Raw genomic sequence first — 23,565 nt, 5'->3', positions numbered from 1 at the left:
CAGGGTTCCTTAGCCGAGTGTGAAGCCGCCGCCCACGGTCAGGACCTGACCGGAGACATAGTTCGATTCCGGGATGCAGAACAGATATACACCGCCCGCCGCCTCTTCGGCTGTGCCGCCACGTCCCATCGGGACCATCGAGGCAAAGCCGCCCGCAACCTTGGTGGGAATGCCGATGCCGACCTCGTTGCCGTCCACGGTGATGGTTTTCTTTTCGTCGGTCGCTTCGGTCAGGCGGGTTTCGATATAGCCGAACGCCACGCAGTTCACGCAGACCTTGGAGCGGCCCCATTCCTTTGCCAAAGTCTTGGTCAGGCCGACGATGGCAGCCTTGGCCGAGGAATAGTTGGCCTGTCCGACATTGCCGCCGAGGCCCGCGACCGAAGAGATGTTGACCACCTTGCGGAACACTTCGCGCCCCTCTTCGGCTTCCTGCTTGGCCGCGCCCTTGATGAAGCCAGATGCGGCGCGCAGGATGCGGAACGGGGCCTTGACGTGCACGTCCAGCATGGCGTCGAACTGATCGTCGGTCATGTGGCCGATCAGGCTGTCCCACGTATAGCCCGCGTTGTTGACGATGATGTCGATGGCGTTCCATTTCTCGACACCTGCGCCGATGAAACGCTCGGCAAAGCCGTTTTCGGTGACTGAGCCGGGAACGGAAATCGCGTGGCCGCCGGCGGCGGTGATTTCCTCGACCACGGCCATGGCGGGCGCGGCTTCGAGGTCATTGACCACGACATTGGCGCCTTCGGAGGCAAGTTTCAGGGCAACGGCGCGGCCGATGCCGTTGCCTGCGCCGGTGATGTAGGCGGTTTTTCCTGCGAGTTTCATATCGGGCTCCCTTCAGAGGCGCTGTCCGGCAGTGCCGGGCGGCAAGTCAGTCCACGTCCATTGAGCGGGCGATGACTTCTTTCATGATTTCATTGGTCCCGCCGTAGATCTTTTGCACGCGGGCATCGGTATATAGTTCCGAGATCGGGTATTCGGACATGTAGCCGTAGCCACCAAAGAGCTGCAGGCATTCGTCGATGACCTCGCACTGGGTCTGGGTGCCCCACCATTTGACCATGGCGGCCTTTTCGGCGGTCAGCTTGCCCTCTTCCAGCTCGGCAAGGCACTGGTCGCAGAAGGCGGCGAGAAGCTCGATCTTGGTCTTGGCTTCGGCCAGCTTGAAGCGGGTGTTCTGGAAATCCATGATGCGCTGGCCGAAGGCCTTGCGTTCCTTTACGTAGTCCAGCGTCAGGTCCAGCGCACATTGCGATGCACCAAGCGCCATGAAGCCGAGGATCAGGCGCTCCCATGGGAGTTGCTTCATCAACTGGTAAAAACCCTGCCCTTCTTCGGTGCCCAGAAGGTTGGTGAGTGGCACGCGCACGTCTTCGAAGCTCAGCTCTGCGGTGTCGTTGCGCTTCATGCCCATTTTCTTGAGGCGGCGACCAACCGAAAAGCCTTCGAGCCCCTCGGTTTCGACGATGATCAGAGACACGCCGCGGCCCTTGGCCTTGGGGTCGGTCTTGGCGACAAGCACGATCAGGTCGGCGCTGCCGCCGTTGGTGATGAAGGTCTTGGAGCCGTTGATCAGGTATTCGTTGCCATCCTTGATGGCGGTGGTTTTCACGGCCTGGAGGTCCGAGCCGGTGCCCGGTTCGGTCATGGCAATGGCGGCGACCTTGTCGCCAGAGGCGAGGTCCGGCAGCCAGCGGGCCTTTTGCTCCTCGGTGCCGAAGGCGGTGATATAATGGGCGGCGATATTGTGGACCGAGACGCCCCAGCCGCTGTCGCCTGCCTTGGTTTGCTCAAGGAAGGTCACGGCGTCGAAATGGCGCGACAGGCCCAGACCGCCATGTTCCTCGGGGAAGGTCGCGCCGAGAATGCCCATGTCACCGGCTTTTTTCCAAAGCGATTTCGGGATCGTTCCGGCTTGGGTCCAGGCATCCTTGTTGGGGGTGATTTCCTCGGCAAAGAAACGCGCGACCGTGTCGGCAAAGGCGGTGTGGTCTTCGTTCATCCAGAGATGGTTGGGCATTGGGTGTCTCCTTACGCGGCGCGGATCAGCGCTTCGCCTTTGAGGGTTTGAGTGCCATCGGCGAGTGTGGCGGATAGGCGCACGCGTAGGTGCGGGGCACCTTCGTGGATCAGCTGTTCCGTGACCTCGCCGGTGCAGGTGATGACGGCGCCAACGGGGGTCAGCGCGGAGAAACGGGTCGACAGGCTGGTGACGTTGTCTTGCCCGGCCCAATTGGTGACGAGGCGGCCAAGCTGCGCCATGGACAGCATGCCATGGGCAAAGACGTCGTCCATCCCGGCCTTTCTGGCAAAGTCGATGTCGATGTGAATCGGGTTATGGTCGCCCGAGGCCCCGGCATAAAGCGCCAGCGTTGTGCGGGTGATGGGGCCGAAAGTCAGCGGGGGGAGCGTATCGCCGACGATGGCGGTTTGCGGTGTGATGGTCATGATCGCCTTCCTCAGCCCAATCGGTGAATCAGATCCCGCCGCGCCTCGACCAGAAGGCCGCGCGTGGGGTGGGTGATACGCTGGGTCAGGGTGGCGATTTCCAGCTTCCCACCCTTGGCGTCGGCAAAGCCCGTGACCTCGGTTTCCACGTCAACTGTGTCTCCGGCAAACATGGGGCCGTGATAGCTGTATTGCTCGGTCCCGTGCAGCAGGTAGCGCATGTCGGCCCCGATCAGGGCCAGCATGTCCGGTTCGCCGCGCCGGGTCAGGTCCTTGCCGGCCATGGTGCCGACAACAACCGCGTAGGTCGCCGTGGCCATGATGTCGGGATGCCCGGCCGCGCGCGCGGATTCCAAGTTGAAATGGATCGGGTTGGTTTCCCCGATGGTCTCGGCAAAGAAGGTCATCGCGCCGCGTTCGAGCGTGACGGAGGCCGACGGGGTGGTTTGCCCCGCCGTGTCGCGATTGAACAGGCCCATGGGATCAGGCCGCCTGATAGAGCGTGACCACGCAGGCGCCGCCCAGACCAAGGTTGTGTTGCAGGGCGGTGCGGGCGCCTTCGACCTGTCGCCGTTCGGCGGTGCCGCGCAGCTGGTGGGTCAGCTCGTAGCATTGCGCCAGCCCGGTCGCGCCAAGGGGATGGCCCTTGGACAGCAGTCCGCCGGACGGGTTGGTCACGAACTGGCCGCCATAGGTGTTGTCTCCATCGGCAATGAATTTCTGAGCTTCGCCTTCGGGACACAGGCCAAGGGCCTCGTAGGTGATCAGTTCGTTATGGGTGAAACAGTCGTGCATTTCGACCACGTCCACATCCTTGATATCGACGCCGGACTGTTCGCAGACCTGTTCGCGCGCGGCTTTGGACATATCATAGCCGACAAGCTGCATCATGTCGTGGGCTTCGAAGGTTGAGGGGTAGTCGGTGGTCATGGCCTGTGCCGTGATCTTCACCTTGGTGTCGATGCCATGTTTCCGGGCAAAGCTTTCCGAGCAGAGGATCGCCGCCGCGCCGCCGCAGGTCGGGGGGCAGGCCATCAGGCGGGTCATCACGCCGTCCCACATCATCGGGGCGGCCATGACTTCATCCTCGGTGACTTCCTTGTTGAAGAGCGCCAGCGGGTTGTTGGCGGCATGGCGGCTGGCCTTGGCGCGGATCTTGGCAAAATCGTTGAGCGTGGTGCCGTATTTCTCCATGTGGGATTTGCCCGCGCCACCGAAATAGCGCAGCGCCAGCGGCACCTGACCATTGCCGACAAGCGCGTCGGTTTCGGCGTCGAAATCGTCAAACGGGGTGGGGCGGTCGAGCCAATGGCTCCCGAGCGCGCCGGGCTGCATCTGTTCGAAACCAACGGCAAGCACACAATCGGCAATGCCGTGTTCAATGGCCTGACGGGCGAGAAACAGCGCGGTTGAGCCGGTGGAACAGTTGTTGTTCACGTTGACGATCGGGATGCCCGACATGCCGACGTGATAGAGCGCTTTTTGGCCACAGGTGCTGTCGCCGTAGACGTAACCGGCATAGGCCTGCTGGACGTCATCATAGCTGAGGCCCGCGTCGGCCAGCGCATCGCGCACGGCGGCGGCGCCCATCTGGTCATAGCTGTCAGACGCGCCGGGTTTGGCGAACTTGATCATGCCGACACCGGCAACAATGGCTTGATTGGTCATGGTTTCCTCCTCGAATCCACGTGTTGGACAAGAGTATCCGGCTTGGTGCTTCCCTGATCAATCCGTAGGACCACTGGTGACGCTGTGTCCCAATCCCGTTTGACGTAGGGTCACATGTCAGGCAGGTGCGAATGCAGCACGTCCCTGGTGGCGGTCCATAAACCGGGCAGAGCGCGCAGTTCCTGCGTGATGGTCTCGGATTGCCCCGCCTTGGCGGCCGTTTCGATCCGGGCGAGCGCGCCGTGCAGCCTGGTCGCCCCGAAGAAAACGGCGCTGCCGGCGGCTTTGTGGCTGGAGGCGGCAATTTCAGGAAGCGGTGGATGATCGGGCGCCCCCGAGGTGAGCGCGTCAACCGTCTCCTTCAGCTCGGCCACGAAGCGGGTCAACAGGGAGGCGAACATCTCGTCACCCAACTCTTCGCGGGTTGCCGTGAGGTGGGGCAGGTCGATCAACGCGCCGGTCACGTCCGACGGAGCGGTGGCCATGGCGCTGTCAAAAACACCCGCGATGGCCGATTTCAGGTGGTCGAGTATGAGGGGCTTGCTGAGAAGTCCGTTCATGCCTGCCTGCGCAATCTTTTCCCGGTCGGAAGGCAGGACATTGGCGGAAAAGGCGATGATCGGCGTGTCGCGAGAGGCGCCGGGGGTGTTGCGGATCTGCTCGGTCGCCTGAAAGCCGTCCATCACGGGCATCGAAATGTCCATGAGGATCAAATCAAAGCGTTTTACGCGGGCGTTCTCGACCCCGGACGCACCGTCGGGGCTGCACATGACATTGTGTCCCGCGCGTCGCAGCATTTCGCAAGTGACGTCGCGATTGATTTGATTGTCTTCGACGAGCAGAACGTCGAGCGCGCGCATCGCTCGGTGTTTTCCGGTGCTTTGTTCGTTGGCGTCCGGTGGTGCGCTTGCAGTGACGGGCAGGCGAAACCAGAATACGCTGCCGACATCTTCGGTGCTCTCGACGCCAATTTCACCCCCCATGGATTCAACGATGCGGAGCGCGATGCCAAGTCCCAGCCCTGTCCCACCCGCCAACCGCCCGAACGACGTGTCGCGGGTGACGAAGTCCTGAAACACGAGTTCCAGATCGCTTTCGGGAATGCCGATCCCGGTGTCGATCACGCGAACTTCCAGCAGGTGTTGCGGGGAGGCAACCGGTTTGGTGGCCTCGAGCTCAATGATGATCCGGCCCTTTGGGGTGAACTTGATGGCATTGCCCACGAGGTTGAGCAGCACCTGTTCAAGCGCGGCTGGTGCAACTTCGGCCCATTGCAGGGCGTTGCCCTCCCAATGCCAGTCGAGGGTCGCCCCTTGTCTTTCCGCCAGCCCTAACTGGCTGTCGACAACATTCTGCACCAGTTCCGTGAGGTTCGTCGGCACCGTCTTGGGGTCGGATCTGTCCGCTTCGAAGCGGGCAATGTCGAGCACGCTGTCAACGTGACGCAGCAGGATCTTGCCCGATATCTCCATGTTCCGCGCGAACTGCGCCTGATCGGGCGTGAGCGGCGTGTCCTCGAGCAGCGACAGGTTGCCCAGAAGACCGTTCAGGGGCGTACGGATTTCGTGGCTCATAACGGCGAGGAAGTCGGCCTTGGCCTGTTCCCCCGCAAGCGCGCGGTCGCGCGCGCCGACCAGTTCCTGTTCGTCGGCCACCCGCTTGGAGATGTCATGCAGGAAGGCGATATAGAGATCGTGGCGACCATCAAAGGCCGACTGTACCGAGATTTCCGCCGGGAAGACCTCGCCATTGGCGCGCACGGCGTCAAGTTGGACGCGCCCTTGTCCGATGATGGGGTTCTTGGTGGCCTCGGATGCCTTGTCCTGGCGGATGAGGCGGGATGGTAGGAGCGCATCGGTCAGGAACAGGTCGGATATCCGGTGACGGCGCGCCTGCTCCTGGGTCATTCCGAAAATGTCCTGCGCCGCAGGATTGAATTCAATCACCCAGCCCGAGGGGTCGGCCACGATGACACCGTCCAGCGAGGTCGTGAGAATGGTATTGGTGCGCTTGTTGGCCTGCGACAAGGCCGCGCCGCGCGCGCGGGCCTTCCGCAGGATCGAAAGCATGTAGAAAATCAACGCGACGAGGGCGCCAAGCAGCATGACCGCAAGGGCCGCCAACCGGATGAGCGTATTGGCGACGTCGGCGCGGCGTTCGTCCGACTTCTGGGCAAACCCTCCAATCCCGACGACCGCGAGCTTGCGCACGTCGTCGCGCAGGTTCTTGGCGGTTGTGAGCAGCGCCGGCAGCGCGGACTGCAACGCGGCGTCTGGTCCGTCCATCAGGGGCACAGTTTCATCCAGAAAACTTTGCGTGGCATCGAGCGAGGCCCTAAACGGCGGGTATTCTGTGATCTGCCCATAGACCGGCGAGCCGTGGAGAGATTGAACCCGGCTGTAAAGGATGTCGAACTCCAACCTGATCCGCTCGAGGTCGGGCGCGCCCTGATACCGGGCTTCGATCAGGGCGCCTGTCAGTTCGAGCATTTCCACTTCGATCTGGCTGAGCGTCCATTGGATGTTGTCGGAACTGGCCGAGTTCAGGCGGTTGAGGTTGGTGCGGACCTCGATGGATACAAACACCGCGAGTACGAGCAGAATCCCGGCGAGAAGTGCGAGGAAAGCGCCAAGGCGCCAGCCGCGCCGGAATATGGTGATACCGCGCCGCGCCATCACCGCCTGCCCCTGTGTGATCCCGCCGGTTCCCGCGCGGAAACGATTCGGGGGGCGGTAGAGCAAGAGGGCAAAAATCTGCTGGAAGCTGACCGAAGTGTCATGCCGTGAGGTTATTCGAGGACTTCGAGCCTGTCGAGTTGCCAGATGCTCCGGGCATACACGAGCTCCGTTCGATAGCGCGATGCGGAGTCATACGGGTACACAACCCAGAGCGGTCCCTTGTCCCGGCGGGACATCGGAGCTCCGTCCATTTCATAGGCAATGATCGGGGCATCCGGTTCGAGTTCGGAGATGTCGAATTCTGCGAGGTAGTCGTTGATGGCCCAAGCATCAACAGTGCTGCCTGAAGTCCCCAGACTTTCAAGCAGCACTGCCAATGGTACACCCGTGAACTTACGGACTCCCTCGGTCCATAAGGTGGTTGTCGAGAAGCTGCGTGCGGGAAGCGCCCGCAACATCTCCAGATCGAACTGAGCCGTGTCACCCGAATTCGTCGCGCTTATTTTGCCCGACACGGTCAGAACTACGCTTCCGGTGGGCTTCACCATGGCGTCCTCCGCCATTGCGGCGGTCGTGAGTGGTAGCATGAGGCAGACGGTCAGGGCGAAAAATACCCATCTCAAAAGGCGCATCTGCTCGGGTTCCTCAATCTTTGTCTCCATAATATGACACAATGGCACAGGTCTTCGGTATTGGGCATAGGGATAATTACCTATCCGAAAGGATAGGTCTGGTATGGTATGCTATACTGGAGCGTATGTTCGCGCGGGGGCAGAGGTGACTCGTGGTGTCGCGGGCATACATGGGCCCGGAAACTGGCAGTTACCGGACAATCCGAATGAAATCAGGCCTTTTCCATCTTGATCAGGATGGGGAGACATGCGCTAAAGTGGCGCCATTGTTGAGGGCATCATTTTGAAAATTCTGATTGCAGACGACCATGATTTGTTGCGCGATACGCTGGTCGCTTTTGTCGAAGGGGCGGGCGATATCGAAACCCGGACTGCGCCGGATCTTGGGCAGGCATTGGCATCGATCACCGCCGAGGGGCCTTTTGACCTCGTGCTTTTGGATTACAACATGCCGGGCATGGACGGGCTGAAGGGCGTTAAGCGCGCGCTGGCGCAGGCCGGAGCGCCGCATGTGGCGCTGATTTCGGGCGAGGCGAGCCGTTCGGTTGTGGAGGCGGCGCTGGAGGCCGGGGCCATCGGCTTTGTCCCCAAGACCCTGCCTGCGAAATCATTGGTCAACGCCATACGGTTCATGGCCATGGGCGAGCAATACGTACCGGTGGAGTTCATGACCGGCGAGTCGGATGCTTCGTCGCATCCGCTGGCCGAGAAACTGACCACACGGGAATTGCAGGTGTTGCGAGGTCTGTCCGAAGGCAAAGCCAACAAGGAAATCGCGCGGGATCTGGAGCTTTCGGAACCGACGATCAAGCTGCACGTGAAAACGCTCTACCGCAAGATCGGCGCGTCCAACCGGACGCAGGCGGCGTTGATTGCGCGCGAAGAGGGGCTTTTCTGAGGCGGCAGATTACAGGAGAGACAAGTCGTCATCGCCTCTGGCACTCAATTCCTTCGCGTTTTGCCTGTTCGGGGCTAAGCTGTTCCCGGACTGCGCGTATTTGACAGAGTCGGGGAGAGGTGATGATGCGAATTTCAGGACTGGGCCGGGCCGTGGCGCTGATTGGCTTGTTATGCGGTCCGCTTCAAGCTCAGGAGGCGTCCGAGGCTCAGGAAACGCCAGCGATCGACCCGGAAGCCGTTCAGTGGGTGCGGGCGGCAGCGCAGACCGTCGCAGAGCAGCCCAATCTTGCGGTCAACTGGTTCGTCTCGTTCGACGAGGTGGCGGATGGGCGCGAAATCGTGACACATGTGCGCAGCGGAACGGTGCTTTTGGCGCGGGGGCAGGGGTATTACGCCTATGCCGAACAGGAGCAGGGTACCCGCGAGTTCTTTTTCGACCAGTCTGTATTGACCGTCTACCTGGCAGAGCAGAACGCTTATGTTGATGTGCCATTCCTGGGCTCGTTCGACGATCTGGCAGACCGGATCGCTGCCGAATACGACTCGGCCTTGCCCATCTGGCAGATGCTCGTGACGGATAATGGAGACCGCCTGCTGGAGGGCGTGACGGCGGCGGCGTATCTGGGGATCAAGCGGTTTGCGGGTCAGACGAGCCACCATATCGCCTTGTCGACCTATGATTTTGACCTTCAGCTATGGGTTTCGGATGAGGAGCAGCCTGTCCCCCTGATGATGGTGGGTACCGAACCCTACAAACAGGGCTGGCCGCAGTTCCGCGCCTATTTCTCGGACTGGGATTTCGATCCGGAACTGAGTGACAGTGCGTTCAGCTTTGTTGCGGATGACGATGCCACGCGCCTTGTCTGGCCCAAGCAGGACGGATTTGACGGAAGCTTCGGGGGAGAGGAATGACATGAAACGCCTGTTTGTCTGGATATTGTCCTTCAGCATCGCCCTGACCCAGGGGCCGGTGGTTTTTGTTGGTGGCTTTGGCGGTCCGGACCTTGCTTTTGCGCAAGGGCGTGTGGCGCCGGGTGCACGGGGGGGATATTCGCACCGCCCCGCGAGCCGACCCAGCGGGGCGCGCACACGGCCCGCCGCGCGACCTGCGCCCAGGCCCAGTACCCGACCGGCGACGCGGCCGGCGCCCAAACCGGCGACGCGACCGTCGACGAAACCCGTAAACAGGCCGTCGACGAAACCGGTCACACGGCCGTCGACACAGCCTGTGACCCGCCCTTCGACACAGCCGGTGAACCGGCCCAGTACGAGACCGGTCGATCGGCCGGGCACACGCCCGCCAGGAAGCCGCCCGCCGGGGAGCCGTCCGCCCGGGGCCCGGCCACCGGGAAGCCGTCCGCCGGGCACACGCCCGCCCGGATACCGTCCGCCGGGGCACCGTCCGCCGGGGTATCGCCCGCCGGGAGGGCGCCCGCCCGGATGGCGTCCGCCGGGACATCGCCCGCCTTACTGGCGCCCACCGGCGTACCGCCCGCCCTATTATCGCCCGCCGCATCCGCATTGGGGGCGCTATTACTGGTACCCGGATTGGGGATGGTACTTTACCGCGCTGGTCGCCGGCGCGACGCTGGTTTATGTGACGTCGCTGCCCTCGGACAAGTCGTGCCAGAAGGTGACGGAGAACGGGGAGACGCTGTACCTGTGCGACGGGGTGCTTTACCGCGCGACGTACAAGGACGACCAGCAAGTCTATGAAATCGTGTCAGACCCCGAGGAAGAGGCCAATGCCGAACCGCAAACGGTGATCGGACTGGCACTGACGTCACCGATGACACGGGGCCAGGTCGTGCGGGATCTGCAGAACCAGCTTGTTGCGGCCGGGTATGACGTTGGGGCCGTCGATGGCGTGTTCGGGTCCGACACGGAAACCGCGATCCTGTGGTTCCAGTATGACAACGGACTGGAGCAGACGGGTTACGTGGACCGGGATACGGCCGAGCTGCTAGGGTTCGACGTGCCGCCTGCGGCGCCTTCTGCGGAAGGTGATGCGGCGACGGAACCATCGTCGGCCGAAGAGGGCAGTGAGGCTGCGCCGAGCGAGGCCACAAGCGACTGACCAGAGGCCCGGCACCCGTAGAGGCGGATGCCGGGCCTGTTGACCTTGGGCCTCTGGAGGACCCTGAGTCCGAAATGCGCCTGCGTTAACTTTTCACAATTTGCCCTCTTTGCAGTCTGATTCGGGCCTGCTATCCTGCCGATAATAAAAAAAGAAATGGCAGGTTATCAGGCAATGGAAACGGGCTTTCGTGGCACGTTTGTCATCTCCTGGTCGCAAACAGAAGTGGACGGTCTTGTGGCCGCACCGGAGCAAACGCTGGAAACAGGCGTGGTGTGGTCGTGGCATGGGGACGCGGTACGCGTGGACGGTCCCAATGGGCTTCTGCGACTCGACCAGGGGGAAGAAGGGGCAAACATCCGCAAGCGGGCGGCACGCATGGTGCGCCGGCTGGTTGGGGCAGCGGTGAACAATACCACCACGGTGGATGACGTGGACGTGGAGGAACCGTTGCTGGAAGGCGGGTTCGTGATCACGGACGGGACAGGCAGCTACACGGCGACGGTGATCGAGGTGCAGGGCAGTGCGCCCCTATTGATGTTCCTTGATGAACTTCCCCCGAAAAACAAAGACTTGTGGGTCGTCCACCATTCAATGGAAGCCCTGGAAAGCCATCGTGGGGCCACGCCGGAGGGCGGCGTGATCTGTTTCACGCCCGGTACCAGGATCGCAACGCCGAATGGTCCGCGCCGGATTGAAGACCTGCGCGAAGGCGACCGGGTGCTGACCAAGGATAACGGGGCTCAGGAGGTCTGCTGGATCGGCAGCCGACGCATGACCGGCGCGCGGTTGTTCGCAATGCCGAAGCTGCGACCGATCCGGATGCGGCCCGGCGCGCTGGGCATTGAACGCCCCGACGAGGAGCTGATCGTTTCGCCCGAGCACCGGATGCTGGTGAAGGGGGCCGTGGCACGGGCCCTGTTCAACACGTCCGAAGTGCTGGTGCAGGCCAAGGATCTTGTGAACGGGTCGACCATCGCGGTGGATCATGCCTTGCGGGAAGTGACTTATGTGCACCTGTTGCTGCCGGGACACGAGGTGATCTGGGCCAACGGGGTCGAGACCGAGAGCTTCCACCCGGCCAGCGCGTCGTTGCAGACGCTTGAGGCCAGGGACCGCGGTCGCCTGCTGCAGATGCTGCCGGGTCTGGCGCATAACCCGCATGAGTACGGGCCATATGCGCGGCGCAACCTGAGCCGGTCAGAGGCGGCAATCCTGATGCATGATGTAGCGTGAGGCGCGCAAAGGTTAACGAACCGGGCGCCCATGACGCGGCGCGCGGGCCGAATCGCGGGTTCTGGCCTTGGTTAACAGGCAAAACCGCGTTCGGTATTGCGTCGGTATCACGTCGGTATTGCGTCGGTATGGAACGCCGTCGAGGCCGTGCTTAAGCTGCCGAACGGTGTTTTGAAGTCGATTTAAGGTGTAGCCCGTCCACGCTTTGCCGTGGTTGAAGCAGGTCCTTTCGAATCGTGCGAGAGGCTGGAAAGCTGCGACTTGCGTCTATAGCCTGTTGATACTGTCTCTCGGGGCGCAACACAGGTCAGGCCGGGCATGGAGAAAGAGTCGACACTGGAAAGCTTGGTTGAGGAACTGCGTCGCGGGCTTCAGCGTGAACTGGCGACGCGGCGTATTCTCGAGATCATTCAATCGTCGCGCGACGACGAAGGCCCCGTGTTCGAAGCCATCCTCAGTCAGGCTGTGGACCTGTGTTCCGCCAGCCAGGCGTCGCTGCAACTTGCGAATGCAGCGCGCACGCATTTCGAAATTGCCTCTTACTGGGGATTTGACGAAACGGCCTTTCGCGTGGGCGGCTCTGCGCCCCTGAACAGCGGCCGACCGATCCCTGAGGTCATACGCACCGGCATCACGATCAACATCGCTGATCTGGGCAGCACGGATTTCTACCGGCAGGAAGACCCGGTCATCAAACACGTGGTTGACGTGGAGGGGGTGCGCTCATGGCTGATCGTTCCCCTGATGCACGGGCCGCGGGCCATCGGCGCCATCGCCCTGAGCCGCAAGGAGGTCAGACCGTTTTCAGACGATGAAATTGCGCTCGTTGAAACCTTTGCGGCGCAGGCGGTCATCGCTATCGAAAACGTCCGCCAATTTCGAGAGGTGCAGACCCGGCTTGAACGCGAGCGTGCGACCGGCGAGGTGCTGCGGGTGATCAGTCGCAGTCGGAGCGATGACCTGCCCGTCTTTGATGTCATCCTGCGCAGTGCTGCGCGGCTTTGTGATGCGCAACTCGCGGATCTGGATCTTGTCGACGAAGACAGTCAGACCCTGCGCGAAGTGGCGACCTGGGGACCGAGCGCGCGGATGACACCGTCGAGCCACTGGGTCTGGCCGCTCGACAGTGACTTACTGCATGTTGGCGCTGTGCGCGACGGCAAGGTCGCGCAGGTGGCTGACCTGCGCGAGACAGATCGCTACCGCGCGGGTGATCCCATGACACGGGCAGTGGTTGACGACGAAGGCATCCGCGCCTTTCTTGCCGTCCCGCTGATATCCAGCCAGAAGAGTCTGGGGTGCCTGGTGCTGTTCCGCAAAGAGCCGATCCCTTTTGCCGAGGATCAGATTGCGTTGGTTGAAACCTTTGCCGCACAGGCCGTGATCGCCATCGAGAACGTGCGGCAGTTTCGGGCGCTTGAGACGTTGAACGCCGAATTGGCGGACCGGGTCGAGACACAGGTTGCCGAGATCGAGCGGATGGGGCGGCTCAAGCGCTTTCTGCCTGCCGCCGTGGCCGATACGGTCGTGTCCTCGGGATCGGAGAAGATGCTGAAGAGCCATCGGGCGCTTCTGGGGGTGCTGTTTTGTGACATTCGCGGTTTTACGGCGTTTTGCGAGACCGCCGAGCCGGAAGAAACCATCGAAGTTCTGCAAACCTATCATCAGGAGATGGGCAAGCTGATCAATGCGCACGGGGCCGGGGTGGATCATCGTATGGGGGATGGGATCATGGTTCTGTTCAATGATCCGCTGCCCTGTGAAGACCCCGCGGGGGATGCCGTGCGGCTGGCTGTGGCGATGCGTGGCCGCATGGTCGAGCTGTGCCGGACATGGAAGCGCATGGGCTACCGGCTGGGGTTTGGGGTTGGTGTGTCACTTGGATATGCAACCGTGGGCATGGTCGGTTTCGAGGGGCGGTCGGATTACACGGCCTCGGGCACAGCGATCAATATCGGCTCGCGGCTGTGCGAAATGGCAAAGGACGGGGAGATCCTGTTGAGCACGCGCGCGGCCATCGCCGTGGAGGATGATTTTCCGTCTGTTTCGGTTGGAAAGGTCACGCTCAAGGGCATCCGGGAACCGCTCGAAGTTTTCAGGTTGTCCGACGGCGTAACGGTTTGAGACATCGCCCCCGCATGATGTCAGTTTTCGGGAATGCCTGCCTGAACCAACGCATTGGCGTATTGATCGACAAAATCCTGGTTCTTGTATTGCCAGCGCAGTTTCCTCGCGTAGGCGGCGCTGGCGTGTGGAACGCGTTCCAAGAAATCTTTCGCCCGGCTTTTGGCCTCTTCGAGGTCGCCCTGAAAAACGGCAACGGCCACGAGCATGCTGGCGGCATAGGGCTTGGCGCGGACATCCTGCGTGTCGGAGGCCAGTACCTCGCGTGCCAGACGTGCGGCGTCTTTGTAAAGACCCAGTTCGAGGCGCGCGAAATTGACCGCTGCGGGCAGCCATTCGGGGTAGTCCGGTTCGAGCCGCATGCCCAGTTCCATGTGGTGCAACCCTTCGCGGGGTTGATCACTTGCCGCCTTGACCCAGCCGCCAATGGCGTTTGCTTCGGCGCTGCCCGGTGAAAGGGCCAGCGCCTTGTCGGCAAAAACAATGGCCTTGGCGTGCAGCTTGTTTTCAAGGGCCAGAACAGCGGCAAGCGTGTAGGCCTCGGAGAATTCTTGTGTCGCCAGTGCCTTGTCCACAAAACGTTGTGCGGTGGCCAGGTCCGCGGAACGATCCTGGCTGAGGCCGATGATGACCTTTTGCCAGTACAGCCAGCCCATCAGGTAGTTGGCAATCGGCTGATCGGGATTGTTGCGCAGCAGGTTGGCATAGATGCGCCCGGCATTGGCGTGGCCTTCGGGGCTGAATTTCTGGAATTCGGCGCGCCCGTTGATGACCTGAACATAGTTTTCAAACCCACCGGCCAGCTCAAGCCAGGTCCGGGTGTCCTCACCGAGCGTGAGAGAAACGGACATTTCTTCGAATATCTGGCGTGAGATGGTGTCTTGCAGGTCAAAAAGGTCGTCAAGCGTGCTGACGCGTTGCAGCGACCAGATCTGTTCACCCTTGATCGCGTCCGCGAGTTCTGCGGTGACGCGCAGTTTTTCCCCGAGGCTGACCACCGATCCGCTGAGGATATAGCGCACACCAAGGTCGCTGGCGATTTGGGCGGGGTCGGGCTTTTGGCCCTTGTAGGCAAAGGTTGTCGAGCGTGATAGGACGACCATGTCCGGGGACAGAGACAGCGTGGAAATGATGCTTTCGGAAATGGCGTCAGCGATCCAGTCCCGACCATTGGCATCACCCGTCATTGTGAAGGGCAGTACCGCGATCGACGGGTTGCTGGGCAGTTCCAGCGCCATGTTCGCCGGGTCAACCGGTTTAAAGTCGGACGGGTCACGCGACCACCAGTAGCCTCCCAACAGCAGACCGATCGAAATGACAAGTACGAGGGCGGCCAGACTCCATTTACGTTGGCGCGTCATCGGGGTTTTGGCTTTGATCCCGTCCTGAGCCGGATCGAGCAAGATACGCCATGCGCGGATGGGGCGCGCGATGTTTTTGACCTGCACTTCGTTCAGGTCTTCAAACCCGACATCCGTCACGCCGCGCAATTGATTATAGGCGTCGCCGGAGAGGCAAATGCCGCCGGGGTGCGCCAGTGCTTCGAGGCGCGCGGCGATGTTGACGCCGTCACCATGGATGTCACCGTCTTCGTGGAACACATCGCCGAGATGGATGCCGATGCGGTACTCAATACGCGTCTCCGGAGCGTGATCGACCTCTCGCAGGGCCATTTCACGTTGAATTTCCACGGCACAGGAGACGGCCTCGACCACGCTGGGAAACTCCGCGAGTAACCCGTCCCCGGTTGTCTTGACCACGCGACCCTTATGGGCGGTCAGGGAAGGATCAATGAGCGCGGACCTGTGGGCCTTCTGTCGCAAAATCGTACCCGACTCGTCCTGCTCCATCAGGCGCGAGTAGCCGACCATGTCGGCAACAAGGATCGCGGTCAATCGTCGTTCCAAGTGTACCCTCTCTGCGCGCAGTGTATATTGCTTCGGCCCAAAAGCCCAATGATAAGGGGGCAGCGCAGATGGAATTGCAGGCGACGCGGCAAAACCGCATAGGACGCTTGACTCCCCCGCAGGCTGCTGTATACGCGCGGCTTCATTGGTGTTGGTGGCCCTCGCAAGAGGATGCCTGTCATGTCGGCCAAATCCGGCAAGAGGACAACGCCCTTCGAAACCTGAACGAAGGAGATCAGCCGTGACCAAACGCACGTCTGCCAAGTACAAAATCGATCGCCGCATGGGCGAAAACATCTGGGGTCGCCCCAAATCCCCCGTCAACCGTCGTGATTATGGCCCCGGCCAGCACGGTCAGCGCCGCAAGGGCAAACTGTCGGACTTCGGCACCCAGCTGCGCGCCAAGCAGAAGCTCAAGGGCTACTATGGCGACATGACCGAGAAAATGTTCCGCCGCATCTATGCCGAAGCCGAGCGTGTCAAAGGCGACACCGGTGAAAACCTGATCGGTCTGCTGGAACGCCGCCTGGATGCAGTTGTTTACCGCGCCAAGTTCGTGCCGACCGTTTTCGCTGCACGTCAGTTCGTGAACCACGGCCATGTTCTGGTCAACGGCAAGCGCGTCAACATCCCCTCCTACCGTGTGAAAGAGGGTGACGTGGTTGAAGTGCGTGACAAGTCCAAGCAACTCGCCGTTGTTCTGGAAGCTGTTCAGCTGGCCGAGCGTGATGTTCCGGATTACATCGACGCCGACCACAGCAAAATGACCGCCACTTTCGTACGCACCCCCGGCCTGTCGGACGTGCCGTACCCGGTGATGATGGAACCGAACCTCGTGGTCGAATTCTACGCGAAGAACTAATCTTCGCCTGCACCAGCAAACAAAAAGAAACCCGCTGCGATGTCGCAGCGGGTTTTTTCGTGGTTGTGATGACGGGTATCAGCCGTCCTCTTCGGCTTTCTCTTCTTCTTCCAGCTTGCGCTGGGTTTCGCGCATCACGCGCAGGCGTTCCTGATCGGCGACGGCGGCATAGACGATGTCGGGGTTGACGATCTTGGGCGGCAATTCCTGACCGCGGTTGGCCATCTCAACGCCTTCGATCTCGACCGATTCCTCGTATGAGCGCACCTTGACCTGTGTGCCGAGGTCGACGCGGTCGGCGAGGTGAATGACATCCTGATTGAACATGCGGATACAGCCAGCGGAATTGGCGTTGCCGATGGATTCCATGTCATTGGTGCCGTGGATGCGATAGCGCGTGTCCTTGCCGCCACGATAGAGGTACAGGGCACGGGCGCCAAGCGGGCTGGCCACGCCGCCGGGAATGCCGCGGGCAAAGGGGCCATAAACCTCGGGTTCGGTCTTGAGCATGTTGGCGGTCGGGGTCCAGCCGGGCCATTCTTCCTTGCGCTTGATCACGCCTTCGCCCTTGAAGCCGCGCCCCTCGCGGCCCACGGCGACCGGGTAACGCGTCGCGGTGCCGTCGTCTTCGACGTAGTAGAGGAACTTGGCATAGGGGTCGACGACGATGGTGCCGGGCTCTTCCTCGCCCTCGTAAGGAAGGATGACGCGGCGGTTGGGGGCTTCGAGATATTCGGGCGGCACTTCGGGCAGGGTAATGTCGCCGTCGATGAAGCTGGCATAGGCGTCCGGGGTCTTGGCCTGGGGATCGGCGCAGGCCGCGATCAGGGTGAGGCAGAAACAGGCGAAAAGGGCGCGGAGTGTCGGGAAGGTCATAAATGTCTTTCTGAAGATGTATTCCGTGGCGGCAGGTGTGAGCAGGTTAGGGGGATCACGGCATTCATCGCAAGAGCGGAGTGCGTCCCGACCAGTGGCAAAGTGGCGAGGTGTGTCCGGCGGGCGCGACAGGATGTCCCGCGCAGGCGGCGGAAGCACCAACGGAAATAGGATCAGGGCAGGGCGGCGTTGCCAACAAGGCGCATTTGCACCTCAATGCGGCGTTCCCTGCTTTCCAATACGATGGCGCAGGGCTAAATAGCGTGGCGTAGCAGGAGAGTTTATTGATGCCCCGTATTAAGCCGCAGCCCGGTATTCTGGATATCGAATTGTATGTTGGCGGATCGTCCAGTGTTGAGGGCGTGTCCGACGTGGTCAAGTTGTCGTCGAACGAGAACCCGTTCGGGAGCTCGGACGTGGTGAAACAGACCCACGCCAAGACCGGCCACGCGCTGCATCGTTACCCGAATACGGACCATGCCAGCCTGCGTGCAGCGATTGCCGAGGTGCACAAGCTCGATGCCGAACGCATCATTTGCGGGGTCGGGTCGGACGAGGTGTTGCAATTCGTGACGCAAGCCTATGCGGGCGTGGGTGACGAGGTGGTTTACACCGAGCACGGGTTTTCCATGTATCCCATTCTGGCGCGCATGGTTGGGGCGACCCCGGTCAAAGTGGCCGAACGCGAGCGGATCGTGGATGTGGATGCGATCCTCGCGGCCTGCACCAAGAAGACCAAGATCGTGTTCATCGCCAACCCGGCCAACCCGACGGGGACAATGATCGGCACAGCCGAGGTGGCGCGTCTGGCGGACGGTCTGCCCGAGGGGGCGATCCTTGTGCATGACGGGGCCTATACCGAGTATGTCGAGGGGCATGACGGCGGCGCGGCCTTGGTGGAATCGCGTGACAACGTGGTGATGACACGGACCTTTTCCAAGATCTACGGGCTGGGTGGGTTGCGCGTCGGCTGGGGGTATGCGCCGAAAGAGATCATCGACGTGCTGAACCGGCTGCGCCAGCCGTTCAACCTCTCGACCGTGCAGCTGACGGTGGCAGAGGCGGCGGTGCGGGATCAGGCATGGGTCGAGAAATGCCGCAGCGAGAACACCCGCCTGCGCGCGTGGCTGGCCGAGGCGCTGGCCGAGCTGGGGGTGCCGTCGGACACCTCGACCGCCAACTTCATCCTGGCGCGTTTCGCGGATCAGGATGAGGCCGAAGCCTGTGACGAGTATCTGAAATCGCAGGGCATCATCGTGCGCCGTGTGGCGGGGTACGGCCTGCCCAATTGTTTGCGGATCACCGTTGGCGACGAGGCCGGGTGCCGCCGCGTTGCGCATGCGATCGGCCAATTCAAGGACGGTGCGCGATGAGCCAGATTTATGACCGCGTTGCGCTGATCGGTTTGGGGCTGATTGCCTCGTCGATGTATTGGGCCATCAAGCGCGGTGGTCTCGTGGGGGAGGTGACGGGCTATGCCCGCACCGAGGCGACCCGCGAGAAGGCGCGCGAGATCGGTTTGTGTGACCGGGTGTGCGACAGCGCCGCCGAAGCGGCCCAAGGCGCGGACCTCGTGGTTCTGTGCGTGCCGGTGGGTGCGATGGGGGCCGTGGCCGAAGAGATTGCGCCCGTGCTCAAACCCGGTGCGACCGTGTCGGATGTGGGGTCGGTCAAGCGGTCGGTGATCGAGGCGGTGGCGCCGCATCTTCCCGAAGGCGTGCATTTCGTGCCCGCGCACCCCTTGGCCGGGACCGAACATTCCGGGCCGGAATCGGGGTTTGCCGAGCTGTTTGACAACCGCTGGTGCATCATCGTGCCGTCGGATGAGGACACCGATGCCGAAGCAGTCGCGACCTTGCGCGCGCTTTGGGAGGGGATGGGCGCCAATGTCGACGAGATGGACGCGGATCATCATGACCTAGTGCTTGCCGTGACCAGCCACACGCCGCACCTGATCGCCTATACGATGGTGGGTGTCGCGGATGACCTGCGCCGGGTGACGGATAGCGAAGTCATCAAGTATTCCGCCGCCGGTTTCCGGGATTTCACCCGGATCGCAGCAAGTGATCCGACCATGTGGCGGGACGTGTTCCTGACCAACAAGGACGCAACGCTGGAGATTCTCGGGCGGTTCACCGAGGAACTTTTCGCGTTGCAGCGGGCCATTCGCACGGGTGACGGCGATCACCTGTTTGAGTATTTCACCCATACCCGCGCCATTCGCCGGGGCATCATCGAAGCCGGGCAGGATACCGACGCGCCCGATTTCGGACGGGGAGCGCCCCGGAAATGAAAGGGCGGGCCGCGATAACGGCCTGTGTCATAGCCGGACTCTGCCTGATGGATGCGGCATTTGCCGGGGCGCCGACGCGGTCGTTGCGCCCCGTGACGCGGGAGCACGTGTTCCCGGTGGCCTTGCCCAGTTTCGCGCCGGATCGTTCGGTGCGGCCCGTGGTGCGCCCGGATCGCCAAACACGCAAGGTGGCTGCGGCGGCGGCAGTGGCCCCGGCGGCCCTGGTGCCTCCGGTGGCGAAGAAAAAACCGGACATCAAGCCCGCGCCGACGCAACCGTTCGACCCGCTGGAGGCGGCCATGCCGCAGCGTGATGGGCTTGATGCGAAGCCCTCCAAAGAGGGCAAGAATGTCGGCAATGGCATGGTGCGCCTGTGCCGGGACCGCAAGCTGATCGGCAAGGAAATCGCACCTGTGCCCGCGCGTGTTGCGGGCTGTGGCATCTCGAAGGGGGCGATCCAGCTTTACGAGGTGAATGGCGTCAAGCTCAGCACCCCCGCGGTGATGCGCTGTGAGACGGCGCAGTCGCTCAGCAAATGGATCGAGAATGGTGTGGAGCCAGCGGTCAAGCGCTATGGTGGCGGGGTGGTCGAGTTGAAAGTCGCCGCCGGCTATGCCTGCCGGACGCGCAACAACCGCAAGGGCGCGAAGATTTCGGAACATGGCAAGGGCAACGCGATCGACATCGCGGCGTTCCGGTTGAAGAACGGGGACGAGATTTCCGTGCTGAAGGACTGGGGCGGCGGCAAGAAGGGGCGCATTCTCAAGAAGATGCACAAGAACGCCTGTGGCCCGTTTGGCACGGTTCTGGGGCCGCGCGCGGATCGGTATCACAAGGACCATTTCCATCTGGACGTCGCGCGCCACCGGGGCGGGCCGTATTGCCGATAGGTTGACGGCCCCCGCCGTTAAGTGAAGGCGTTCAGTGCAGGCGGATGATCGGGGCCGGAGCGATGGGCACCGGGCCGAGGCGGGTGGCGCCATTCTTAAAGGTCAGCGGGATATCGAGTTGATTGCTGTTCCCGGCCAGTTGAGACGCAAGGTCGAGCGCGCCTTCGACCGTGTCGAGGATGGCCGGAGAAACCTGCCCGGACGCGCGCGCCACGGCGATGATCTCGCGCCAGTTGACCGCGCGTATGGTGATCGTGCCTGTGGGATAACCGAGGCTGTCGACGCTCACCTTGCCTGCCGCATTGAGTTCGAGATCGCCCCATTTGGCCTCGGCCAGGGCGAGGTCGATTTCGACAGGCTGGGGGCGGCTGTCTTCGATGGCGGTGCGGTCCCATGCGCGATCAAAGGTGACGGTCACGTCCGCCCGGAGCGCCGAAAAGTTGCGGGGCAGGTTGGTGCCGGAGGGCAGGGCATAGGCAACGGGGGGCGCGAAATCCTGTGTTTGCAGGGCGAGGCGATAGGTCGCGTCACCGTCAGGCTGGGCGTGCATGGCGAGGTTCAGGGCGGTGGCCGACATCTGCCAGTCGCGCGAAGAGGATAGGGTCAGCCCCTCGATCACGACGTTCGTGCGTTCGAGTGTCAGCGCTGTGTCCGGGCGCAGCACGAGGGAGGCGCGCATGTCCGTGCTGTTCAGGGTCAGTTTCTCGGACGGGGTGGACAGGGTTTGCGCGTGCGGCCAGACGGCGATGACATGGGTCGGACGATAACTCAGCGCAAAAAGCTGAAAGAAAGGCGCATCCCACGCAACCGAGGTGCCGGGATCGGCTAGGGTCAGGTTGGTGAAGGTGGTGTCAAAGCGATTGGGAAAGCCGCGCGTGGCGCGATCGTCGTATTCGGCCACCCAGCCTTCGGCGCGGCGGTCTTCGAACCAGATGTCGAACCCCTTGGTCAGGCCCCAATGCCCGGCCAGCCAATAGCCCGACCAGGCCGCCGCCAGCACGGCGATCAACACGACAAGACGATTCATCATGGCAAGGCCCCTTTTCCCAGCGCTGTGATTGGTGTTTAACGGCGCGCAACGTCAAGGACCAGAGGCAGAACATGTGGGTTTTTGGATACGGTTCGCTCTTGTGGAACCCCGGTTTCGAGTATCAGGAAAAGGCGATTGCCAGCCTGCCGGGATGGCATCGCAGCTTTTGCATGCGCTCGATCCATCATCGCGGCACGGTGGACAAGCCGGGGCTGGTGCTGGCGCTGGATGCGATGGCGGGCGCGCATTGTCAGGGGCTGGCGCTTTCGGTGGCGCCCGAGCACCGGGACACGACGCTGGATTACCTGCGTGAGCGCGAACTGGTCAGCTCGGCCTATCTGGAAAAGATGCTGCACATTGATCTGGCGGACGGGCGCAAGGTTGAAGCCGTGACCTATGTGATCGACCCGGATCATGTCCAGTATTGCCATCTGGAGCTGGAAGAACAGGCGCAGATCATTGCCACGGCGGTGGGTGGGCGAGGGCCGAACACCGATTACCTGCACAACACCGCCAGCCACCTTTGGGAGCTGGGGATCGAGGATGCGGAGCTTGACTGGCTTTCGGCGCGGGTGCGCGAATTGACAGCGGTTTGAGTGCTTCGCGGCGGCGCGGCGCAATAAAACTTGGCAGGGCAAGCCGTTGCCAGTAGGGTGACGGCAGAAAAAACAAGTGTCAGGATCCGTCCACATGGACCAGCCAGACCGAAAAATCGAGCCGCGTTTCTCTCAACCGTTCCGACAGATCATCCTGATGTTGGTCGTGCTTGGGCTGACCGGGCTGTTGGTCTATGTCGCGATGCCACGGGTCATGCCCGTGTTCATCGCCAACCCCTATCTCAACGGGTTCATTGCCTTTGTCTTCCTGATCGGGGTGCTGGCCTGTTTCTGGCAGGTGTTTTCGCTGATCAACTCGGTGCGCTGGATTGAAAGCTTTGCCGGGCTGCGGGAGGGGTATGAAGAGTACCAAGCGCCGCAACTTCTGGCACCTTTGGCGGCGCTGTTGCGCACGCGCGGTGCACACAGCCAGATCAGCGCAACGAGCACGCGGTCGATACTCGACTCGGTTGCGACACGTATCGACGAGGGGCGTGAAATCACGCGTTACCTCGTCAACATGTTGATTTTCCTTGGCCTTCTTGGAACTTTCTATGGGCTTGCCACCACGGTGCCGGCGGTGGTCGACACGATCCGCAGTCTCGCGCCGCAGGAAGGCGAGGGCGGTGTCGAGGTGTTTTCGCGCCTGATGACCGGGCTTGAGGCGCAGTTGGGGGGCATGGGCATCGCCTTTGCATCGTCGCTGTTGGGGCTTGCCGGATCGCTGATCGTGGGGCTCTTGGAGCTGTTTGCGGGACACGGGCAGAACCGGTTTTACCGCGAACTGGAAGAATGGCTGAGTTCAATCACGCGGGTCGGGTTCTCCTCGGGCGACGGGGAAGGTGGCGAGCAGCAGGCCGTGGGCCTGGCCTTTGACCACATGGCGCAGCAGATGGAAGCGATGCAGCTGAGCTTTGCCGCTGCCATGGGAAGCCGCGAAGACGCGGATGCGCGGCTGTCGCAACTGGCCGAAGCGATCCACCGGATGACGGATCGGATGGAGACACAGGCGCCCACAACGCAGGCGCTTTTGCGGGTGGCCGAGGGGCAGGAGCGGCTATTGCATGTGCTCGAAGAGCGCGATGACACAGACGGCGGGATTGATGCCGAAAGCCGCATGCGGCTGCGGTCGATCGACGTGCAGATGCTGCGGATTCTTGAAGAGATATCCGCCGGGCGGCAGGAGACCATGGCCGAGCTGCGCAGCGATCTGGCCGGATTGCAGCGTCAGTTGCGGGCCATGTCCCGCGCGCAGGTCAGCGATCCGGCAAAGCCCGCGGGCAAGCCGCGCCCCAAGCCGGGGACCGACGCGCAGGACGGCGGCGGGCAGGAGGGCTGA

21 protein-coding genes are annotated in these 23,565 nt (G+C 62.1%); 11 read left to right on the top strand and 10 right to left on the bottom strand.

Going from position 1 to position 23,565, the window contains the following annotated elements; all coding sequences use genetic code 11:
• Nucleotides 1-9: 9 nt before the first annotated feature.
• The 7 genes from ACS3QZ_RS09385 to ACS3QZ_RS09355 all read right to left on the bottom strand — a co-directional run bounded on the left by ACS3QZ_RS09385 (nt 10) and on the right by ACS3QZ_RS09355 (nt 7,435).
• Nucleotides 10-834 carry an SDR family NAD(P)-dependent oxidoreductase gene (locus tag ACS3QZ_RS09385; RefSeq protein WP_456037600.1) on the bottom strand — a complete coding sequence of 275 codons (825 nt, stop codon included), beginning with the start codon at nt 832-834 and terminating at the stop codon, nt 10-12.
• 46 nt (nt 835-880) lie between these two features.
• Nucleotides 881-2,029, bottom strand: a complete 1,149-nt coding sequence (locus ACS3QZ_RS09380; protein ID WP_456037599.1) for an acyl-CoA dehydrogenase family protein — start codon at nt 2,027-2,029, stop codon at nt 881-883.
• An 11-nt stretch (nt 2,030-2,040) separates the two neighbouring features.
• On the bottom strand, nt 2,041-2,457 hold the full coding sequence (locus ACS3QZ_RS09375; RefSeq protein WP_456037598.1) for a MaoC family dehydratase: 417 nt from the start codon (nt 2,455-2,457) through the stop codon (nt 2,041-2,043).
• Between the two features lie 11 nt (nt 2,458-2,468).
• Nucleotides 2,469-2,936 (bottom strand): FAS1-like dehydratase domain-containing protein, encoded by a 468-nt coding sequence (locus ACS3QZ_RS09370; RefSeq protein ID WP_456037597.1) that lies wholly within the window; start codon nt 2,934-2,936, stop codon nt 2,469-2,471.
• Between the two features lie 4 nt (nt 2,937-2,940).
• Entirely contained in the window at nt 2,941-4,125 is a 1,185-nt protein-coding gene (locus ACS3QZ_RS09365) for a lipid-transfer protein (RefSeq protein WP_456037596.1), read from the bottom strand.
• 110 nt (nt 4,126-4,235) lie between these two features.
• On the bottom strand, nt 4,236-6,866 hold the full coding sequence (locus ACS3QZ_RS09360) for an ATP-binding protein (RefSeq protein ID WP_456037595.1): 2,631 nt from the start codon (nt 6,864-6,866) through the stop codon (nt 4,236-4,238).
• A gap of 47 nt (nt 6,867-6,913) precedes the next feature.
• Nucleotides 6,914-7,435, bottom strand: a complete 522-nt coding sequence (locus tag ACS3QZ_RS09355) for a putative pterin-binding protein (RefSeq protein WP_456037594.1) — start codon at nt 7,433-7,435, stop codon at nt 6,914-6,916.
• 283 nt (nt 7,436-7,718) lie between these two features.
• Between ACS3QZ_RS09355 and ACS3QZ_RS09350 the strand changes: the two genes are divergently transcribed.
• The 5 genes from ACS3QZ_RS09350 (at nt 7,719) to ACS3QZ_RS09330 (ending at nt 13,772) form a co-directional block, all read left to right on the top strand.
• On the top strand, nt 7,719-8,333 hold the full coding sequence (locus ACS3QZ_RS09350) for a response regulator (protein WP_456037593.1): 615 nt from the start codon (nt 7,719-7,721) through the stop codon (nt 8,331-8,333).
• A gap of 122 nt (nt 8,334-8,455) precedes the next feature.
• Entirely contained in the window at nt 8,456-9,247 is a 792-nt protein-coding gene (locus ACS3QZ_RS09345) for a DUF2092 domain-containing protein (protein ID WP_456037592.1), read from the top strand.
• A gap of 316 nt (nt 9,248-9,563) precedes the next feature.
• Nucleotides 9,564-10,412: a peptidoglycan-binding domain-containing protein gene (locus ACS3QZ_RS09340; RefSeq protein ID WP_456037591.1), complete on the top strand. Its 849-nt coding sequence runs from the start codon at nt 9,564-9,566 to the stop codon at nt 10,410-10,412.
• 174 nt (nt 10,413-10,586) lie between these two features.
• Nucleotides 10,587-11,648: a Hint domain-containing protein gene (locus ACS3QZ_RS09335; protein WP_456037590.1), complete on the top strand. Its 1,062-nt coding sequence runs from the start codon at nt 10,587-10,589 to the stop codon at nt 11,646-11,648.
• 318 nt (nt 11,649-11,966) lie between these two features.
• The gene (locus ACS3QZ_RS09330) at nt 11,967-13,772 is read left to right on the top strand and encodes a GAF domain-containing protein (protein ID WP_456037589.1); all 1,806 of its coding nucleotides are present in this window, start codon (nt 11,967-11,969) and stop codon (nt 13,770-13,772) included.
• A gap of 20 nt (nt 13,773-13,792) precedes the next feature.
• On the opposite strand, the gene ACS3QZ_RS09325 is transcribed toward ACS3QZ_RS09330, so the two are convergent.
• The gene (locus ACS3QZ_RS09325) at nt 13,793-15,679 is read right to left on the bottom strand and encodes an adenylate/guanylate cyclase domain-containing protein (protein ID WP_456037588.1); all 1,887 of its coding nucleotides are present in this window, start codon (nt 15,677-15,679) and stop codon (nt 13,793-13,795) included.
• A 241-nt stretch (nt 15,680-15,920) separates the two neighbouring features.
• Here ACS3QZ_RS09325 and rpsD point away from each other — a divergent pair, with 241 nt between their 5' ends.
• Entirely contained in the window at nt 15,921-16,541 is a 621-nt protein-coding gene (rpsD, locus tag ACS3QZ_RS09320) for a 30S ribosomal protein S4 (protein ID WP_093090430.1), read from the top strand.
• A gap of 78 nt (nt 16,542-16,619) precedes the next feature.
• On the opposite strand, the gene ACS3QZ_RS09315 is transcribed toward rpsD, so the two are convergent.
• Complete coding sequence (locus ACS3QZ_RS09315; protein WP_456037587.1) at nt 16,620-17,417, bottom strand: L,D-transpeptidase; 798 nt, start codon at nt 17,415-17,417, stop codon at nt 16,620-16,622.
• Between the two features lie 287 nt (nt 17,418-17,704).
• Here ACS3QZ_RS09315 and hisC point away from each other — a divergent pair, with 287 nt between their 5' ends.
• From hisC to ACS3QZ_RS09300, 3 genes are read left to right on the top strand one after another with little or no spacing between them, the layout of a single operon-like run.
• Entirely contained in the window at nt 17,705-18,790 is a 1,086-nt protein-coding gene (gene hisC / locus ACS3QZ_RS09310) for a histidinol-phosphate transaminase (RefSeq protein ID WP_456037586.1), read from the top strand.
• On the top strand, nt 18,787-19,710 hold the full coding sequence (locus ACS3QZ_RS09305) for a prephenate/arogenate dehydrogenase family protein (protein ID WP_456037585.1): 924 nt from the start codon (nt 18,787-18,789) through the stop codon (nt 19,708-19,710). Before hisC ends, ACS3QZ_RS09305 begins: the two co-directional genes overlap by 4 nt.
• The gene (locus ACS3QZ_RS09300) at nt 19,707-20,600 is read left to right on the top strand and encodes an extensin-like domain-containing protein (RefSeq protein WP_456037584.1); all 894 of its coding nucleotides are present in this window, start codon (nt 19,707-19,709) and stop codon (nt 20,598-20,600) included. Before ACS3QZ_RS09305 ends, ACS3QZ_RS09300 begins: the two co-directional genes overlap by 4 nt.
• 31 nt (nt 20,601-20,631) lie before the next feature.
• Here ACS3QZ_RS09300 and ACS3QZ_RS09295 read toward each other — a convergent pair whose 3' ends face one another.
• Entirely contained in the window at nt 20,632-21,630 is a 999-nt protein-coding gene (locus ACS3QZ_RS09295; protein ID WP_456037583.1) for a DUF2125 domain-containing protein, read from the bottom strand.
• Nucleotides 21,631-21,701: 71 nt separating this feature from the next.
• Between ACS3QZ_RS09295 and ACS3QZ_RS09290 the strand changes: the two genes are divergently transcribed.
• Nucleotides 21,702-22,226 carry a gamma-glutamylcyclotransferase gene (locus ACS3QZ_RS09290; RefSeq protein WP_093090420.1) on the top strand — a complete coding sequence of 175 codons (525 nt, stop codon included), beginning with the start codon at nt 21,702-21,704 and terminating at the stop codon, nt 22,224-22,226.
• Between the two features lie 94 nt (nt 22,227-22,320).
• Nucleotides 22,321-23,565, top strand: a complete 1,245-nt coding sequence (locus tag ACS3QZ_RS09285; RefSeq protein WP_456037582.1) for a biopolymer transporter ExbB — start codon at nt 22,321-22,323, stop codon at nt 23,563-23,565.

The sequence above is a fragment of the Shimia sp. W99 genome (assembly GCF_053851455.3).
The sequence above is the reverse complement of the archived record's forward strand: the minus strand, read 5'-3'. Positions and strand labels throughout refer to the sequence as shown.

Coding starts and splice junctions, on each gene's coding strand:
- ACS3QZ_RS09385 (WP_456037600.1), bottom strand. CDS start 834: ATGAAACTCGCAGGAAAAACCGCCTACATCACCGGCGCAGGCAACGGC.
- ACS3QZ_RS09380 (WP_456037599.1), bottom strand. CDS start 2,029: ATGCCCAACCATCTCTGGATGAACGAAGACCACACCGCCTTTGCCGAC.
- ACS3QZ_RS09375 (WP_456037598.1), bottom strand. CDS start 2,457: ATGACCATCACACCGCAAACCGCCATCGTCGGCGATACGCTCCCCCCG.
- ACS3QZ_RS09370 (WP_456037597.1), bottom strand. CDS start 2,936: ATGGGCCTGTTCAATCGCGACACGGCGGGGCAAACCACCCCGTCGGCC.
- ACS3QZ_RS09365 (WP_456037596.1), bottom strand. CDS start 4,125: ATGACCAATCAAGCCATTGTTGCCGGTGTCGGCATGATCAAGTTCGCC.
- ACS3QZ_RS09355 (WP_456037594.1), bottom strand. CDS start 7,435: ATGCGCCTTTTGAGATGGGTATTTTTCGCCCTGACCGTCTGCCTCATG.
- ACS3QZ_RS09345 (WP_456037592.1), top strand. CDS start 8,456: ATGATGCGAATTTCAGGACTGGGCCGGGCCGTGGCGCTGATTGGCTTG.
- ACS3QZ_RS09335 (WP_456037590.1), top strand. CDS start 10,587: ATGGAAACGGGCTTTCGTGGCACGTTTGTCATCTCCTGGTCGCAAACA.
- ACS3QZ_RS09330 (WP_456037589.1), top strand. CDS start 11,967: ATGGAGAAAGAGTCGACACTGGAAAGCTTGGTTGAGGAACTGCGTCGC.
- ACS3QZ_RS09315 (WP_456037587.1), bottom strand. CDS start 17,417: ATGACCTTCCCGACACTCCGCGCCCTTTTCGCCTGTTTCTGCCTCACC.
- hisC (WP_456037586.1), top strand. CDS start 17,705: ATGCCCCGTATTAAGCCGCAGCCCGGTATTCTGGATATCGAATTGTAT.
- ACS3QZ_RS09305 (WP_456037585.1), top strand. CDS start 18,787: ATGAGCCAGATTTATGACCGCGTTGCGCTGATCGGTTTGGGGCTGATT.
- ACS3QZ_RS09300 (WP_456037584.1), top strand. CDS start 19,707: ATGAAAGGGCGGGCCGCGATAACGGCCTGTGTCATAGCCGGACTCTGC.
- ACS3QZ_RS09295 (WP_456037583.1), bottom strand. CDS start 21,630: ATGATGAATCGTCTTGTCGTGTTGATCGCCGTGCTGGCGGCGGCCTGG.
- ACS3QZ_RS09290 (WP_093090420.1), top strand. CDS start 21,702: ATGTGGGTTTTTGGATACGGTTCGCTCTTGTGGAACCCCGGTTTCGAG.
- ACS3QZ_RS09285 (WP_456037582.1), top strand. CDS start 22,321: ATGGACCAGCCAGACCGAAAAATCGAGCCGCGTTTCTCTCAACCGTTC.